Here is a 15,997-nt window from a genome sequence, read left to right as displayed (position 1 = left end):
GGTGGATGTCGCACCGCGTCCCACTCGGCGCTGCGGAATCCGCAGAACCGCCAAAACTCCTGGTACCGGCCCTGCTCGACAACCGGTCACCACGGTAGGTTGATTTCGCGGCGAGGGAGACCCCGGGGAGGTGGGCGCGAGCATGGCCGAAACCCGGTTGCAGCTGCTCGGGCCCGTCCAGCTCTTCGACGGCGATATCGCCGTTCCGATCGGCGGTCCCGGCGTCCGCGGCCTGCTCGCCCTGCTCGCGCTCAAGGCCGGCAAGGTCGTCGGGCTCGACGAGATCATCGACGCCCTCTGGGGCCACGATCCGCCCGCCACCGCCCGGACCATCGTCCACGGCAACGTCTCCCACCTGCGGCGGATCCTGCGCGACATCGACGGCCCGAGCATCCTGACCACCCCGCCGGGCTACCGCCTGGCGATCGAACCCGACCGGATCGACGTCCACCGGGCGCGCAGCCTGCTGGACCGCGCGTCGCAGGCCACCCCCGACGTCGCCGCCGCGCTGCTGGCCGAGGCGCTCGCGCTCTGGCAGGGCCCGGCGCTGGGCGGCGTGCCCGACTCGCTGCGGGCACCCGAGCTGGAGGACCTGCGCCTCGCCGTGCACGGCGCCCGCGTCGACGCCGACCTCGGCCTCGGCCGGCACGCCGAGCTGATCGTCGAGCTGAGCCCGATCGTCCGCGCCGATCCCCTCGCCGAGCGGACCGCCGGCCAGCTCATGCGGGCGCTGTACCACGCCGGTCGCCGCGGGGACGCGCTCGAGCTGTACCGGACCGTCTCGCGCGCCACCCTCCGCACCCTGGGTGTCGAACCCGGCGCCGAGCTGCGCTGGCTGCACGAGCGCGTGCTCAACGACGACCTCCCGGCGCCCACCTCCGCCGTCCCGGCCACCGCCGAGGAGCCGGGCAAGCCGATCTCGCAGCTGCCCGCCGCGGTGCCGAGCCTCGCCGGGCGCGCCGACGAGCTGGCCTGGCTCGACAGCCTGGTCACCCGCGCCGAGGCCGGCGAAACGACGATCGCGATCGTCACCGGGACCGCCGGGGTCGGCAAGAGCTCCCTGGTCGTGTGGTGGGCGCACCGGGTCGCGCCGCGGTTCCCGGACGGCGTCCTGTTCGCCTCGCTGCGCGGCTTCGACCCCCACCACCCGCCGCTGGAGCCCGCCGAGCTGCTGACGCAGTTCCTGCTCGGCCTCGGCGTCGAGACCGCGAAGATCCCGGAACTGCTCCACGAACGCGTCGCGCTGTACCGGTCGCTGATCGCCCAACGGCGGATGCTCGTGCTGCTCGACGACGCCCGCACCGCCGAGCAGGTGCGCCCGCTGCTGCCGCCGAGCGCGCGGACGATGACCGTGGTGACCAGCCGGTCGCGCCTCGACGGGCTGGCCGTGTCGAACGCGGCCAAGCAGCGCGTGCTCGGCACGCTCGCGCCGGACGACGCCGTCCGGCTCATCGAGGAGCTCGCCGGTCCGGCCGACCTCAACCACGCCCTCGCGCGGCTCTGCGGCTACCTCCCGCTCGCGCTCCGGATCGCCGGCGCGCGGCTTTCGGCGAGCGCCCAGCGCACCGCCGAAGAGCTGGTCGACGAGCTGGGCAACGAGCGCACCCGGCTGGCCGGGTTGCAGGTCGACGGCGCCGAAGAGGGTGTGCGCGCCGCCTTCGACGTCTCGTTCCGCGGTCTGCCCGGCGAGATCGCCGAGACGTTCCTGCAGCTCGGCGCGGTGCCCGGCGTGCTGGTCGGGCCGCACCTGATGGCCGCGGTGGCGCAGATCCCGGTCGTCGAGGCCCGGCGGCGGCTGCGGGTGCTGGCCGCGCACAACCTGATCGCCGAGACCGCCCGGGACGTCTTCGTGCCGCACGACCTCGTCTGGCTCTACCTGCGGGAGCTGGCGGAGCAGGAGCTCGGCGAGAAGGAACGCGACGAGGCGTTCGGCTGGACGGTCCGCTACTACCAGGCGGTGGCCGACCGGGCGCGGCGCCGGCTGGGCCACGTCGCCGACCCGCTGGACTTCACCGGCGTGCTCGCCGACGAGGCGATGCCGCCGCTGACCGGCTTCGGCGAGGCGCAGGACTGGTTCGCGGCCGAGTGGCCGAACCTGCTCGCGGTCCTCGACGCCGCCTACGCGGCCGGTCGCCACGACGACGTCTGGCGGCTGGCGCTGCTGGGCCACACGTACCGCGTCGCGTGCCCGCTGCCGGACGAGTGGTCGCGGATGGCCGACCTCGGCGTCGCCGCCGCCGAAGCCGCGGGCGACGTCGCCGGCCAGTGCTGGCTGCGGCTCGCGCGGTGCGAGATCGCCTTGACGTTCGAGCTGCCGGGCGCGGGTCTGGCCGACGCCGAGCGGGCGCTGGAGCTGTCCGCGCGCGTGCCGGACACGGCGCTGAGCACGTCGGCCGGCCTGCAGCTCGGCCGCGCGTTGAGCCGGCGCGGCGAGCACGAGAAGGCCATCGACCGGCTGACGCGGGCGATCGCGGAGGCCCCGGACGTCACGCTGCGCGGCCAGGCGCTCAGCAGCTGCGCGCAGGCGGAGAAGCGAGCCGGCCGCCTCGCCGACGCGCTCGCTCACCAGCTGGCGGGGCTGGCGATCGACCGCTCGCTCGGCGACGACGACCGGGTGGTCGTCTCGCTGGACAAGCTGGCCGGGCTCAGCCTCCGGACCGGTGACCTGGAGGCGGCGGAGCGGTACGTCTGGGAGGCGATCGACCTGGCGATCAGCCGCGAGTTCGCGGCCCGCGAGGGCGCGCTGCGGCTGACGCTGGGCCGCATACTGCGGGCGCGCGGCGATCTCGACGGTGCGCGGGAGCAGTTGGCGTTGTCGGTCCGCATTTACGAGCGGGTGCATCCGAAGCTGGTCGGTGAGGTGCGGACCGAACTCGCCGAACTGCAGTGAAGATTTCGCGCGACAACTTTCCGGCGGGGATCCACATTCGTGGCGAGAATGCCGGTTGCGAATGGATCACGACGCGGCTCCGGCGGTGAATCCTTAGTGGATTCTTAGTGCCCCCGGACGGCGTCCGCGTAGGTTCGGCAGTGCCGGCTGAGCCCTAGGGGAGGGGCAGGCTGAGACGCCGGCGCCGGGCCCCGTGCGGGAAACCCCCGCCGGGGCCGGGAGCCGCCAGGAGCGGCTCGTGGCGGCCCGGCCGGCCGACGTGGGGGTGGGCCGGCCGGTCGCCAGGCTCGGCGGAAACCCGCGGCTCAGCCCACGTTCGCCGTGCAGAGCGCGATCGTCGTCCCGCTGTTTTCCGCGACCTTCTTGCCGTCGACCAGAATGGCGCAGCTGATTATGTTGTTGAGCTGCGCATTGCGGGTGTCCGCGGTCAGCGTCAACAGGTAGGAACCATTGTTGTAGGACGCCGCGCCCTGCCAGGCGTCGGTGCTGGCGGGCGCGTTTTCCGTCCGCTGGTCCGACAGGCTGCCGTACCGCACGGTGGCACCGCCGGCGGAGGTCACCTGGAACGTCACGGAGTGCTTGTCGCCGGCCAGCGCGGGCAGGTGCAGCCCGGACTCGCCGCCGCCGAGGAAGGTCGAGTACAGCAGCATCCCCGCCGTCGTGAGCAGCGCCGCGACCGAGACCGCCGTGGCGGTGATCGCCAGCCCGCGGTCGCCCGCCGTGCCCTTCTTGACCTGGACCAGCCCGATGACCGCCAGAACCAGCCCGATTCCGGCCAGCGGCCACGCGACGAACTCGATATCCGGGACGAACGCGACAACCAGGGCGGCCACGCCGAGCAGCAGGCCGACGATCGCGAGGATGTTCCGCCCGGGCTTCGCGTTCGCCTGACGACGCTCCGTGGCCGTCACCGGTGGCGCGGGCCGTCCGTGGCGCGCGGTGGCCGGCGGCGGGTACTGCGGGTCGGTCATCATGCGAACCCCTTCGGGTGGGAGTGCGACGACGTTAACCCATAAGAGTGCCCGCGAGCGAAATTGTTACATTCTGGAAAAAGTCATTGTCCCACCATTTTGCGCCGGGTATCGGTATTTCCTGACAACGCGCGCAGGGTGTGGCCCGGTGATCAATGGGAAGAATATCGGAGTTCCCACTGTTCGAGGGTCGGTTTGCCGACCTCACGGCAGGTAGCGTAAATACCGCACGAGCGTCCGGGCACCGCCGTGAGGCCTACGACGACCGTCGGTATCGGCGTTCAAGACGAAGGTCGTATATCGGACTTCTCAGTCGAAAAGGCTGACCTCGGGAGTGATTTCGAGGAGTTCGAAAACGGGCCGGCCGCGGCGGCCGTCGATCGTCGTCGTCCGCACGACGCGCAGCCGGGCCGTCACCGGGCGGTCGAGGTTCTCCTTGATCTCGTCGAGCAGGTCCGGCGCCACCGCGCCCTGGATGGTCCCGCCCGACTCGCGGTCGAGGTAGAAGATCCGGCGGCGGGTGCGGACGCCGTCGAGCCGCCCGCGCACCGTCTCGTAGCCGACGGCCTCGCGCGACTCCCGGAGGCTGCCCTGGAGGATCCGGGCCTGTTCGGTGGTCATGCTGCGGGTGACCTGCTCGCCCGCGGTCGGGGTCAGCGCCATGCCGATGCCGGCGTTCTTCGCGACGGCGTTGACGATGTCGCTCACGGCGTTGCGGACGGTGTCGCGCTGCAGCAGCACGGCGTCGAGCGCGCCGTCGTCCGAACCGTTCGCCGGCAGGAAGTCGCAAAGCTCCTTGACGGCGCGTTCCGACAGCGTCTCGATGCCGTCGACGATCAGCGCGTCGTCGGAGACGTCGAGTTCCGGGAAGCCGAAGAAGATCGCGTTGCCCGCCTGGCCGCGCTGGATCAGCGGCGCCTTGTCGCGGTCGGCCTGCTGGACCTGGGTGACCTCGCCGGACGGGTTCCGGATGATGTGCCCGATCTTCGCCGTCGCGTCCTGCAGCGCCCGGCTGATGTCGGAGAAGGTGTACGCGTCGATCGTCTGCTCGCCGATCACCGAGACGTGCAGCAGCGGCGACCGCGAAGTCCGCTCGAACTTGGCGTTCGCCGCCATCGCCGAGGCGCGCGCGAGGTCGTCGAGCCACGTGCCGCCGGGGATCTCGTCGGCGATGCGCCGGAACTCGTTCCTCACCAGATCATCTCCGGGTAGCCCTTGCCGCCTTCGGCCCAGACCTCGGCCCAGACGTCTTCGTCGCCGGGGCGGCACAGGAAGCCGTCCAGCATGCCCCCGACCGGCTGCACCTGGTCCAGGTACATCGCGGGCTGCCCGACGATCACGCCGCGCAGGGTGAGCAGGCCGTACAGCGCCGACCGGCCGGTGTCATCGAGCCGCTTCAGCGCGCCCCACTCGTCCGGGATGAGGACGACGTCGAGGCCCTGCGGCGGGTGCGCGGTGCGCGTGACGAGCTCGCCGCCGATCCAGGCGCGGCCGGACGAGATGATCCGGCGGGCCACGCCGAGGTAGCTGTTGAGCGCGCTGAACAGGATTTCGCGGTCGTTCTGGTGCGGGGCGTCGAAGACCAGGCGTTCGTAGACGTCGGCGAGGTCACAGGGGTGGCGGCCCGGCGGCAGTACTTGCTGGGGCGTCCAATGGGGGAGCGCCACGCCACCCCTCCTCAGGCCTCGCTCACAGTGCGTAGCCGAACTTACCAGGATGGGTGTCAGCCACCGCGTCCAGGCTGGTGCGGCCACTGCGGGGTGACCTCGTCGGCCTCCGGCCAGGCGGGTTCCTCCTCGGTGGGCCAGTCCTCGTCCTGCGCCCCGCGCTGCGGCGGCAACGGGAGCCGGCCTTCGCGGTGGCCCACGGGCTCGGGTTCTTCGTCGTCGTGGGCGCTTTCGGGCCGGTCGGTCCCGGGCTGCATCCAGGCCGCGGGGATGAACTGCGTCTGCTCGGTGGCCAGCGGTTCGGGCTCGGGCTCGTACGGCTCCGGCTCGTACGGCTCGGGTTCGGGGGCGGCCTTGGGGCGTTGGGCGGTGCGCAGGACGAGCCACGAGGTGAGCGCACCGAGGGCGAAGGCAATGATCAGCCACAGCCAGATCTGCCCGAACAGCCACACCATCTGCTCACTCACCCCTCAAACGACTGTGATCTCGACGCGCCGGTCCTCTTCGCCGCCGGTGGCGGGCCGGGTGTCGCCCAGCCCCCGGTAGGTCACGCGCTTGGCCGTCAGCCCGTTGGTGGTGAGGATCCGCGTGACGGCCCTGGCGCGGTCCCGGGAAAGCTTCAGCGCGCCGCTCTCGCTGCCGGACCCGCGGGCGGCGTGGCCGGTGACGCGGTACCGGAAGGTGCCGGGCGACTTCGTGAGGGCGATCGCGACGGCGCGGGCGGCCTGTTCACCTTCGGGGGTGAGCCGGGCGGTGTCCGGCACGAAGGTGATCGGCGCCTCGACGAGCATCCGGTCGATCTCGGCTTGCACGCCGGCCTTGTCGGTGGGCGGCGGCGGAGCGGTGGCACTGGTCGTCGGCGGCGGGCTGCTGGTGCTGGGGCTGACGGTGGGGGCGGGGGTGGTGGGTGCCGGGCTGCTCGGCGCCACGGGGGTGACATCGCCTTGCAGCTGGGCGGCCCGCACACCGTCGACGTTCTGGACGACTTCGAGGGCCCTCAAGGCCTGGTCGGGCGCGAAGCCGCTGAGGGTGGCGTCCCGGCCGTCGAAGGTGACGTTGCCGTTGCCTAGGCCGGCTTCAACGAGCGCGGCTTGGGTGTCGGCGGTGAGGTCACGCTGGATGTTCCCGCCCTGAGCCCAGGTGACGACCCCCGCCAGCAAAGCGGTGACCAGCACCGCGATCGGGACCACGAGGATCCAGCGACGACCACCGGACATAAGGGGACTGTAAGCCGGGTGACGCGGGTTGGCGAGCCGGGGAAGAGTGGTCGTCCACAAGTTGTCCCCAGGGGAGTCGACATGTGGACAACTGACGGGGCTGTGATCGTTTCAGCACTTTGCGTCGGCGGTGGCCGATACGATGGACTCGGGGCAGCCCCCCTGGGAGCGGCGGGGGACGCCCGGGGGGCTTTGGGGCTTGGTGGGCGGCAAAGTCGGGTGGTGCGGTCAGCTTGGCCGCCCCGGCGCAGGCCACGGGCGCGTGGTGTCCTGGGCAAACGTCTTGAATGGGTCATTCAGGACCTCCCAAGACCTGAATGACTCATTCAGGTCATTTGAATCCGGCTGCGGCGGGCGAGGCGGTCCTCTGTCGAGGCGGAGGGGACACCGAACCCGGCTTCGCCGGGCTTGGTGTCGCGCATGAATCATTCGAGACGTCCGGACCGCGGGCGAGTGGGCTTGATCCGTCGCACGGCAGTGGCGGAAGCCAAGCGATTGAACCGTGACTCTGCCGGAACCCTGCCTGGGAGCGGCGGGGGATGCTGGGGGTTCGGGGCTTGGTGGGCGGCAAAGGCACGGGGTTCGGTCGGCTCGGTGGTGGCGGCTTGGGTGTCTTGAATGACTCATTCATGTCGTCGGACGCCGTGAATGAGTCATTCACGGCATCGCGACCAGCCAGCCAGCCAGCCGGCCAGCCAGCCAGCCGGCCAGCCAGCCGGCCACGGAGCGGCGGGGGACTCAGCCGGGCCTGGTCACGGAGGTCATGAACGACTCGTTCACCTCGTCCGGCGACAGGAAAGAGTCGTTCATGACGTCCGCCGCCTGGCCCACGAACGGCAGTGGACCCAGGGGGCCCAGGGCCCCCAGGAGACCCGGCGGACCTCAGCTGGCCTGCTGCTGGGCCTGGGCGTTGTCCGGTACCTCGAGAACTTCCAGCGGAACGAACGGCGCGAGCTCAGGCCGCTTCGGCGACAGCCCGTCCCCCATGGACTGCCCCCGCAGCTGCCGCCGGATCCACGGCAGCAGGTGCATCTTCGTCCACGTCAAATCCGATCGCCGCGAGTCGATCCAGCGGCTCGGGACCAGTTCCGGGGGCCACGGCTCCCGCCAGTCGCCGTCGATCGGCATCCCCAGGACCTCCGCCGCCTTCAGGGCGATGCGCCGGTGGGCCTCCGGGGAGAAGTGCAGCCGGTCGTCGCTCCACGCGCGGCGGTCGTGGAGGGGCGCCATCGTCCACAGGTCGACCACGCGGGCGCCGTGGCGTTCCGCGATCGCCCACAGATGAGTGTTGTAGATCCCCACCTTGCCTCGCAGAACCGACATCACGGACAGCACCTTCGTGTCCGGGCCGTTGAAGATGAGCACCGGGATCCCCGCCGCGCGCAGCTTCGCGACGCCCTCCTCCAGGCGCTCCGCCACCGCGTCCACGTCCGCCCCCGGGACGATGATGTCGTTGCCGCCCGCGCACAGCGTGACCAGGTCGGGCTTCAGCTCCAGGGCGATCGGCAGCTGTTCGTCCATGATCTCGTCGAGCATCTTGCCCCGCAGGGCCAGGTTCGCGTACTGGAAACCGGGTCGGCCGGCCGCCAGGATCTCGGCGAGCCGGTCGGCCCAGCCGCGGAACGAGCCGTCCGGCAGCCCGTCGTTGAGCCCCTCGGTGAAGCTGTCCCCGATCGCCACATAGCTGTCGAATCCGTACACGTTGGGTCCCCTTCCCGTCCTGCGACCGACTCCCCGACATGTAGTTGTACACCACAACTAACCATCCGGGCCCCACCGGTGTTCAGCCTGCGGTAACAGTGTCTTATCTTGTCGGCCTTCTCCGCCTCTCTATTACGTAGTCTTCACCTTCTCCATGCCGTGAGACAGCACACTCGAAGGCAATCACCAGACTCTTGTGGCGAAAATCTCCCTGCTTGGAGCCTGCGCGGCCGGATCCGGCACGCTGGACACGTGTCCGCAGAACCCCGTGAGTCACTCGCGCAGATCCTCGGTGGCCGCCGGGGCGCGCTCGACGCCAGCATCCCGCCCGCCGGCTTCGTCGTCGGCTGGCTCGCGGCCGGGCAGTCCATCGCCTGGGGCGCCGGCGTCGCCATCGCGGTCGCCGTGGGCCTCGGGGTCTACCGCATGGTCCGCGGCGGGAAGATCCGCGCGCTGGTCGTCAGCCTCGCCGCCGTCGTCGCGGCCGCGCTGATCGCCCTGCACACCGGCCGGGCCCAGGACTTCTTCCTGCTGCAGCTGATGTCCAATGTGGCCAGCGCACTGCTCTGGGCGGCCAGCATCGTGATCCGCTGGCCGCTGCTCGGCGTCGTCGTCGGCCTGGTGCTCGGCCAGAAGACGCGCTGGCGCCGCGACCCCGTGCTGCTGAAGGCGTACTCGCGCGCCAGCTGGGTGTGGGTGTTCGGCCAGTACACGCTGCGGGTGGTCGTCTACGGCCTGCTGTGGTGGTCCGGCCAGGTGATCGCGCTCGGCGTGGCCCGCACGGTGCTGTCGTGGCCGCTGGTCGCGCTAACCGTCGCGGTGAGCGGCTGGGTGCTCTACCGGGCGCTGCCCCCGGAACACCCCGGTCTGCGATTGGCCCCGGAAACCGCTCCGGACGACGTACCCAGGACATAAGGCGGCCCCCGGCGAGGGGGGAGGGTCCGGGGGCCGATGACTACGTTACCCGGCCGACCGGGGTTCAGTCGACGTTTTGGCGTCTTCCCGTCGTGTTTTACTCAATTTTTTAGGGAAATACTGGTCTAGCCACCCCTTCGCCGAAGGCGTCCACGGCCGCGAGCCAGGCTGCCCCGAGCACCCCATCGGAGCTGGTCAGCACCTCGAGCCCGGCCAGTCCGCGGCGCACGAGGGCGCCGACCGGGCTGGTTCCGGTGAGCACGGAACCCACGAGCACGACCGGGGTCGACTCGCCGGGTTCGCGCGCGGCGAGGGCGTTCGCGACCAGAAGTCCAGCCGCCCGGGTGACGATTTCACGCGCCGCGGGCTCACCCGCGTCGTGCGCCGCGCTCACCAAAGGGGCGAATCGGGCGAGCCGCACCGGCGCTTCGGCGTTGGCCGTCGTGATCAACGCGCGTGACGCCGCGAGCCGCTCCGCGTCCGTCCGGACGTCCAAACCGGACAGTCCGAGCGCGGTGGCGAGCACCGCCGACGGCAACCCGTCGAGGGACCGGTCGCGCCCGAGAGCCTCCAAAGTGGATCGGACGGCTTCGCGGCCGAGCCAGAAGGCGGACCCTTCGTCGCCGAGCAGCCAGCCGTAGCCGCCCGCGGTGCCGGCCAGCCGGCGCTTGCGGATCCGGCCCGCGATGGAACCGGTGCCGGCGACGAGCACGGTCCCGTCCGGCGCCGAGGTCGCGGACGCGTACGCCACTTCGGCGTCGGCCACGACCCGGACGCCGGTGAGCCCGATCCGCGCCCACGCCGCGTCGAACACCGCCGCCACGCGCACGTCGCTGAGCTTGCTGACCCCGGCCATGCCGACGACGGACGCGCGCACGTCGCCCGGATCGCGCGTGCCCAGCGCCGCGGTGATCGCGTCGGCGATCCGGCCCGCCGCGACTTCCGGCGTGTGCGCGTTGGGGTTGGCGCCTTCGCCGCGCCCGGTGCCCAGCACCGCGCCGGCGGCGTCGACCAGTGCGGCCCTGGTCGACGTTCCGCCGGCGTCGACGCCGATCGCGTAGCTCACCTCGTCTTGGTCACCTTCAGCAGGCCGCGCGGGCTGTCCGGGTCGCCGCCGCGGGCGAGCGACAGGCCGAGCGCGATCCGCTGGATGGGCAGGATCTCCAGGATCGGCGCCAGCTCCTCGGCCGTCGGGGCGACGTCGATGCGCAGCGCCGCCGGCACCTCCGAGGCGGCCGAACCGACCGCGAGGACGTCCGCGCCGCGCTTGCCGACGGCGTCGAGGACCTCGTGCATCGCCAGGCCGCCCTGGCCCTTGCTGGTCACCGCGAGCACGGCGGTCTCGCCGTCCACCGCCGCGACCGGGCCGTGCAGCAGGTCCGCGCCGCTGTACGCGCGGGCGGCGAGGTAGCTGGTCTCCGCGAGCTTGAGCGAGCCTTCGAGCGCGGTGGCGTAGGAGTAGCCGCGGCCGGTGGTGAGGACCCGGTCCACGAAGCGGTACCGGTCGACCGCGCGCTGGACGCCCTCGGCGGCGCCGTCCAGGGTCTGCCGCGCCAGCTCGCCGATCTTCTCGGCGTCGGCGGCCTTGCCGCCGCGCACCGCGTCGATCAGGAGGTAGAGCGCCATCAGCGTCGCCGAGTACGTCTTGGTCGCGGCGACGGCCTTCTCGACGCCGGCGCCGATGTCGACACCGAGCTCGGACGCCGCCCGCAGCGGCGAGTCCGGCGTGTTGGTGACGGACACCGTCAGCGCGCCCTGGCGGCGCGCCGTTTCGGTGACCTCGATCAGGTCAGGGGAGCCGCCGCTCTGGCTGACGGTGACGAACAGCACGTCCCGCAGATCGGGCCGCGCGCCGTACAGCGTCGCCGTGGACGGGGAGACGAGACCAGCCGGAAGGCCGAGCAGTACCTCGATCAGGTACTTCGCGTACAACGCTGCGTGGTCGCTCGATCCACGCGCGGCGAGCAAAGCGAAGCGCGGAGGCCGTTGTGAGATCTTTTCCGCCACCTCGGCGATTTCCGCCTGACGCCCCACCAGTCCGGCCAGGACGTCCGGTTGCTGGTCGATCTCCGCGGCCATGTGCTCGCCGGGCCGTTGTTCGGTCATCATTTTCCTCTCCACCTCCGGCATTATGTACCGGACTCAGGCGGCGTCGGTCAGGTCTAGACCAATCTTAGTGGGGCGGCGCGTTTGGGGAAAAGGGTACGTTTCTTACGGGGACGTGGCGTGCGATGAGGGAAGACATAGGGAGTCGGGCATGTTGGAGACCACCACCACGGGCGAGGCGGGCGCCGTCGCCGGGATGCGCGGGCAGCGCGAGCCCAAGTACTGGGCGCTGAAACAGCACCTGCTCGACCTCTTGGACGTACTGCCGCCCGGTTCGCCGATCCCGACCGAACGCGCGCTCGCCGGGGAGTTCACGGTTTCCCGCACCACCGTGCGCCAGGCGCTGGCCGACCTCACGGCCGAGGGCCGGCTGCACCGTGTGCAGGGCAAAGGCACTTTCGCGGCCGAACCTAAGCTCGCGCAGCGGCTGCAGTTGTCGTCCTACACGGAGGACATGCGCCGCCAGGGTCTGAAGCCGTCTTCGAAGCTGCTGGAGCTCGAGGAGCTGCCGGCCGAAGGCGACCTCGCGAAACTGCTCGGAATCCGCACGGGCGCGAAAATTCTTCGCCTTCGACGGCTTCGACTGGCGGACTCGCAGCCGATGGCGCTGGAGACTTCGCACCTGCCGGCCGGCCGATTCCGCGGGCTGCGCAAGCACGTCTCGGCGGGCGGTTCGTTGTACGCCGTTCTACGCGAGTATTACGGAGTGGAACTGGAGCGCGCCGAAGAGTCGATCGAGACGTCGCTCGCCGGTCCCGAAGAGGCGGAGATGCTCGGCGCGGACGTCGGCATGCCGGTGCTCCGGCTGACCCGGCACTCGTTCGCCACGGACGGCAAGCCGGTCGAATACGCGCGCTCGGTCTACCGCGGCGACCGGTACAAGTTCGTCACCACGCTGATGCCGTGACCCGGTGTTGACGGCGATCACCCCGCACGGTGGAGTGGCGGGGTGACTGCCACCGAAGACACCGGGATCCGGTGGGGGACGCACGCCGCCCGCGGCGTGCTCGCCACCACCATCCTCGGCTCGGGCATGGCGATGCTCGACGGCACCATCGTCAACGTCGCCCTGCCCCGCATCGGCGCCGAGCTGAACGCCTCCGTCGCCGGGCTCCAGTGGATCCTCGACGGCTACCTGCTGGCGCTCGCCGCGCTCATCCTGGTCGCCGGCTCGCTCGGCGACCGGTACGGCCGGCGCCGCATGTACCTCATCGGCGTCGTCTGGTTCGGCGTCGCCTCCGGGCTGTGCGCCGCCGCCACGTCGACCGAGATGCTGGTCGCGATGCGGATCCTGCAGGGCATCGGTGGCGCGCTGCTGACCCCGGGGTCGCTCGCGATCCTCCAGTCGTCCTTCGCGCACGACGCCCGCGCCCGCGCGATCGGCGCCTGGTCGGGCCTCGGCGGCATCGCGGCGGCCGCCGGGCCGCTGCTCGGCGGCTTCCTCGTCCAGGTCTGGTCGTGGCGGCTCGCGTTCCTCATCAACGTGCCGATCGCGATCGCGGTCGTGCTGATGGCCCGGAAGTTCGTCCCCGAGTCCCGCGACCCGGAGGCGACCGGCCACCCGGACTTCGGCGCCGCCGCGCTCGGCGCCATCGGCCTCGCCGGGGTCACCGGCGCGCTGGTCGAGGCGCCGGCGCGCGGCATCGGCGACCCGATCGTGCTGGTCGCGGGCGTGCTGGGGATCGCCGGACTGACCGCGTTCGTCGTCGTCCAGCACCGCTCGCGCGAGCCGCTGGTGCCGCCGTCGCTGTTCCGCGACCGGACGTTCACCCTGGCCAACGCGCTGACCTTCGCCATGTACGCGGCGCTCGGCGGCGTGATGATGCTGCTGGTCATGCAGCTGCAGGTGTCGCTGCACTACTCGCCGACGGCGTCCGGGCTGGCCGGGCTGCCGCTCACGGTGATCATGCTGCTGCTCTCGGGCCGTTCGGGCGCGCTGGCCCAGCGCATCGGGCCGCGGGTGCAGCTGGTGGTCGGCCCGATCGTCGTCGGCATCGGGATGCTGCTGATGCTGCGCATCGCACCCGGCGCGTCCTATCTCGGCACGGTGCTGCCCGCGGTCGTCGTGTTCGGGCTCGGCCTGGCGACGGTGGTGGCCCCGGTGACGGCGACGGTGCTCGCCGCGGCCCCGGACCGCTACGCCGGCGTCGCTTCGGGGGTCAACAACGCGATCGCGCGGTCCGGTGGGCTCTTGGCTGTCGCGGTGCTGCCCGCGGCGGCCGGGCTGACGGGCGAGGCGTACGCCGACCCGGTGGCGCTCACCGCGGGCTGGCGGATGGCGCTGGTCATCTGCGCGGCGCTGGCGATCGCCGGCGGGCTGATCGCGCTGGGCATCCACAACGGGGTGCTGGCGCCGCCGTCCGGGCCGCCGTCTCCGGACGGGGACCCGGACGCGGCCTCGACGTCGGCTTCGGACGAGTGCCCCCACCTGGGCGAGTGCTACCACTGCGGAGTCGAGGGCCCGCCGACGCACATCCGCCGCGGCTCCCCGGTCGCCGGCTCGTAAGCGCCCCAAGGCGGCCTTGGTTGCGTCCAACGCACCCAAGGCGGCCTTCGGTGCGTTGGACGCACCGAAGGCCACATTGGGGCGCTCGGGGCCCGGCTCAGCCCGCGAGGATCTCGGCGAACAGGGCCGGGTCCGCGTTGCCGCCCGACACGATCGCGACCGTGCGGCCGGCCGGCAGCTCGCTCGCGTGGAACAGGTACGCCGCCGTCGTCACCGCGCCGCTCGGCTCGGCGACCAGGCGGGCCTTGCGGGCGAGCGTGCGCATGGCCTCGCGGATCTCGTCCTCCGAGACCGTGACCATGGCGTCGACGACCTCCCGCAGGTGCGCGAAGGTCAGCTCGGACGGCTGCGCGCGCAGGCCGTCGGCGATCGTGCGGGCGCGGTCGGCCTGGGGCCAGTCGACCTGACGGCCCAGGCGCAGCCCCTCGGCCGTGTCGCCGGCCAGCGCGGGCTCGACGCCGATGACCTTCGCGCGCGGCGCGCGGGCCTTGATGGCGGTGCCGACGCCGGAGGCCAGCCCGCCGCCGCTGACCGGCACCAGCACGACCTCGACGTCGGGGAGGTCCTCGGCGATCTCGAGGCCGGCCGTGCCCTGCCCGGCGATGATGGCCGCGTCGTCGTAGGGCGGGACGAGGGTCAGCCCGCGTTCGGCGGCCAGTTCGTGCGCTTTGCCCTCGTGTTCGCCGATCGGCACCTCGATCACCTCGGCGCCGTACCCGCGCGTGGCCTCGACCTTGATCCGCGGCGCGACGTCCGGCACGACGATCACCGCGGGCACTCCGTACTGCTGCGCGGCGTAGGCGACTGCCTGCGCGTGGTTGCCGCTCGAGTAGGCGATGACCCCGCGGGAGCGGCTTTCCTCGTCGAGGGCGCCGATCGCGTTGAACGCGCCGCGCACCTTGAACGCGCCGACCGGTTGCAGGCTTTCGGGTTTGAGCCACAGGGTTCCGCGGGGATCCCACGTCTGGAGCAACAGGGGCGTGCGCACGGCGACACCTTGGACGCGCTTCGCCGCGGCCTCGATGTCAGAGATCGTCACCAGTTCCATGTGCCGAGTATGTCAAGAAAACGTTCGATCAGCACTGTCTATTATGGACGGTCGGAGTGGCCCTCCTCACGTCGTGGCAACGTGGGGAGTCCTTCGCGCGCCCTACACGTTGGACAAGGGGAGAAGACTCACTACCGGATCGGGATCATGAGCAAGGAGAACGCAGCGGCTTCCGAAGCGAAGGAAGAGAAATCAGGACTGAGGATCGCGCAGGTGCTGGCGACGGCGCTCGCGGCGGTGACCGCGGCGCTGCTGGGGTCGACGCTCGGCGTGGCGGGCACCGTGGTCGGAGCCGGCGTCGCGAGTGTGGTGTCGACAGTCGGCGGCGAGCTGTACCTGCGCTCGTTGCAGCGCACGCGCGAGGCGGCGCTCAAGGCGCGTCAGCTGGCGACGTCCGGGATCCGGCGGCGGGGTAACGCCGGGCCCGAGGTGCCCATCACCGACCAGCCGACCGTGCAGCTGGCCAAGCCGCCGGAAGAACCTTCACGGCTGTCCGCGCGGCTGCGGAAACTGCGCTGGCCGTTGATCATCGGGACGAGCGTGGTGGCGTTCGCGGTGGCGATCCTGGCGGTGGTCGGCGTCGACGCGGCCACCGGCGGCAAGGTGGCGGGCGGCACGGGCGCGAGCATCGGCAAGATCTTCGGCGGCGGTTCGGGGAGCAAGGATCCGGCCCCGTCGACCACGCCGACGACGACCGGCACCGACGACACGCAGGTGTCCCCGAGCGAGACCCCGTCGACCTCGACGGACACCACGAGCCCGCCGACCACGTCGAGCACGCCGACGACGACCCCGAGCACGACGACCCAGCAGCCGTCGACCTCGGCCCCGGCCACGACGACCCCGCCGACCAGCAAGGGCGTGACGGCGACGCCGACCCCGTAGGTCCGTGGATTTGGGCATTTTTGGGGAAAAATTCAAAAAAAAAGAAAACAACGCGGTGGGGGAGGGGCAGGGGGGGGGCGACAAGCCGGGC

At 71.7% G+C, this 15,997-nt stretch carries 14 protein-coding genes; 5 read left to right on the top strand and 9 right to left on the bottom strand.

What is annotated here, in order from left to right; translation table 11 throughout:
• The first annotated feature begins 142 nt into the window (after positions 1 to 142).
• Positions 143 to 2,890, top strand: coding sequence for a BTAD domain-containing putative transcriptional regulator (locus tag AB0M83_RS14435; protein ID WP_364516986.1), 2,748 nt, complete (start codon positions 143 to 145; stop codon positions 2,888 to 2,890).
• 305 nt (positions 2,891 to 3,195) lie between these two features.
• Here AB0M83_RS14435 and AB0M83_RS14430 read toward each other — a convergent pair whose 3' ends face one another.
• The 6 genes from AB0M83_RS14430 to AB0M83_RS14405 all read right to left on the bottom strand — a co-directional run bounded on the left by AB0M83_RS14430 (position 3,196) and on the right by AB0M83_RS14405 (position 8,446).
• Positions 3,196 to 3,864, bottom strand: a complete 669-nt coding sequence (locus tag AB0M83_RS14430; protein ID WP_364516984.1) for a DUF4190 domain-containing protein — start codon at positions 3,862 to 3,864, stop codon at positions 3,196 to 3,198.
• 306 nt (positions 3,865 to 4,170) lie between these two features.
• On the bottom strand, positions 4,171 to 5,055 hold the full coding sequence (locus AB0M83_RS14425; RefSeq protein WP_364516982.1) for a hypothetical protein: 885 nt from the start codon (positions 5,053 to 5,055) through the stop codon (positions 4,171 to 4,173).
• Entirely contained in the window at positions 5,052 to 5,528 is a 477-nt protein-coding gene (locus tag AB0M83_RS14420; protein WP_364516980.1) for a hypothetical protein, read from the bottom strand. Before AB0M83_RS14420 ends, AB0M83_RS14425 begins: the two co-directional genes overlap by 4 nt.
• A 56-nt stretch (positions 5,529 to 5,584) precedes the next feature.
• Entirely contained in the window at positions 5,585 to 5,983 is a 399-nt protein-coding gene (locus tag AB0M83_RS14415) for a hypothetical protein (RefSeq protein WP_364517216.1), read from the bottom strand.
• Positions 5,984 to 5,998: 15 nt separating this feature from the next.
• A complete protein-coding gene (locus tag AB0M83_RS14410) occupies positions 5,999 to 6,745 on the bottom strand; it encodes an OmpA family protein (RefSeq protein WP_364516978.1) in 747 nt (248 codons plus the stop codon).
• Positions 6,746 to 7,627: 882 nt separating this feature from the next.
• Positions 7,628 to 8,446: an SGNH/GDSL hydrolase family protein gene (locus tag AB0M83_RS14405; protein ID WP_364516976.1), complete on the bottom strand. Its 819-nt coding sequence runs from the start codon at positions 8,444 to 8,446 to the stop codon at positions 7,628 to 7,630.
• Between the two features lie 252 nt (positions 8,447 to 8,698).
• On the opposite strand from AB0M83_RS14405, the gene AB0M83_RS14400 reads away from it, so the two are divergent.
• On the top strand, positions 8,699 to 9,361 hold the full coding sequence (locus tag AB0M83_RS14400; RefSeq protein ID WP_364516974.1) for a DUF3159 domain-containing protein: 663 nt from the start codon (positions 8,699 to 8,701) through the stop codon (positions 9,359 to 9,361).
• Between the two features lie 109 nt (positions 9,362 to 9,470).
• Here the strand turns inward: AB0M83_RS14400 and AB0M83_RS14395 are convergent, their stop codons facing one another.
• The gene (locus AB0M83_RS14395) at positions 9,471 to 10,427 is read right to left on the bottom strand and encodes a BadF/BadG/BcrA/BcrD ATPase family protein (protein WP_364516972.1); all 957 of its coding nucleotides are present in this window, start codon (positions 10,425 to 10,427) and stop codon (positions 9,471 to 9,473) included.
• Entirely contained in the window at positions 10,424 to 11,470 is a 1,047-nt protein-coding gene (locus AB0M83_RS14390) for an SIS domain-containing protein (RefSeq protein WP_364516970.1), read from the bottom strand. Before AB0M83_RS14390 ends, AB0M83_RS14395 begins: the two co-directional genes overlap by 4 nt.
• Before the next feature lie 148 nt (positions 11,471 to 11,618).
• Between AB0M83_RS14390 and AB0M83_RS14385 the strand changes: the two genes are divergently transcribed.
• Together AB0M83_RS14385 and AB0M83_RS14380 are read left to right on the top strand one after the other, a co-directional pair.
• A complete protein-coding gene (locus AB0M83_RS14385; protein ID WP_364516968.1) occupies positions 11,619 to 12,374 on the top strand; it encodes a GntR family transcriptional regulator in 756 nt (251 codons plus the stop codon).
• Between the two features lie 42 nt (positions 12,375 to 12,416).
• Positions 12,417 to 13,973 carry an MFS transporter gene (locus tag AB0M83_RS14380; protein ID WP_364516966.1) on the top strand — a complete coding sequence of 519 codons (1,557 nt, stop codon included), beginning with the start codon at positions 12,417 to 12,419 and terminating at the stop codon, positions 13,971 to 13,973.
• 97 nt (positions 13,974 to 14,070) lie between these two features.
• On the opposite strand, the gene AB0M83_RS14375 is transcribed toward AB0M83_RS14380, so the two are convergent.
• The gene (locus AB0M83_RS14375; protein ID WP_364516964.1) at positions 14,071 to 15,021 is read right to left on the bottom strand and encodes a threonine/serine dehydratase; all 951 of its coding nucleotides are present in this window, start codon (positions 15,019 to 15,021) and stop codon (positions 14,071 to 14,073) included.
• A 147-nt stretch (positions 15,022 to 15,168) separates the two neighbouring features.
• Here AB0M83_RS14375 and AB0M83_RS14370 point away from each other — a divergent pair, with 147 nt between their 5' ends.
• Complete coding sequence (locus tag AB0M83_RS14370; protein ID WP_364516962.1) at positions 15,169 to 15,906, top strand: hypothetical protein; 738 nt, start codon at positions 15,169 to 15,171, stop codon at positions 15,904 to 15,906.
• The last annotated feature ends 91 nt before the right edge of the window (positions 15,907 to 15,997 follow it).

This window comes from Amycolatopsis sp. NPDC051106, from assembly GCF_040682775.1.
Classification (GTDB): Bacteria; Actinomycetota; Actinomycetes; order Mycobacteriales; family Pseudonocardiaceae; genus Amycolatopsis.
Note: the sequence above shows the minus strand (reverse complement) of the source record. Positions and strands in the feature narration are given on the sequence as shown.

Excerpts from the sequence above, each read along its gene's own strand:
- AB0M83_RS14435 (WP_364516986.1), top strand. The coding sequence starts at position 143 with ATGGCCGAAACCCGGTTGCAGCTGCTCGGGCCCGTCCAGCTCTTCGAC.
- AB0M83_RS14430 (WP_364516984.1), bottom strand. The coding sequence starts at position 3,864 with ATGATGACCGACCCGCAGTACCCGCCGCCGGCCACCGCGCGCCACGGA.
- AB0M83_RS14415 (WP_364517216.1), bottom strand. The coding sequence starts at position 5,983 with ATGGTGTGGCTGTTCGGGCAGATCTGGCTGTGGCTGATCATTGCCTTC.
- AB0M83_RS14410 (WP_364516978.1), bottom strand. The coding sequence starts at position 6,745 with ATGTCCGGTGGTCGTCGCTGGATCCTCGTGGTCCCGATCGCGGTGCTG.
- AB0M83_RS14390 (WP_364516970.1), bottom strand. The coding sequence starts at position 11,470 with ATGATGACCGAACAACGGCCCGGCGAGCACATGGCCGCGGAGATCGAC.
- AB0M83_RS14385 (WP_364516968.1), top strand. The coding sequence starts at position 11,619 with ATGTTGGAGACCACCACCACGGGCGAGGCGGGCGCCGTCGCCGGGATG.
- AB0M83_RS14375 (WP_364516964.1), bottom strand. The coding sequence starts at position 15,021 with ATGGAACTGGTGACGATCTCTGACATCGAGGCCGCGGCGAAGCGCGTC.
- AB0M83_RS14370 (WP_364516962.1), top strand. The coding sequence starts at position 15,169 with ATGAGCAAGGAGAACGCAGCGGCTTCCGAAGCGAAGGAAGAGAAATCA.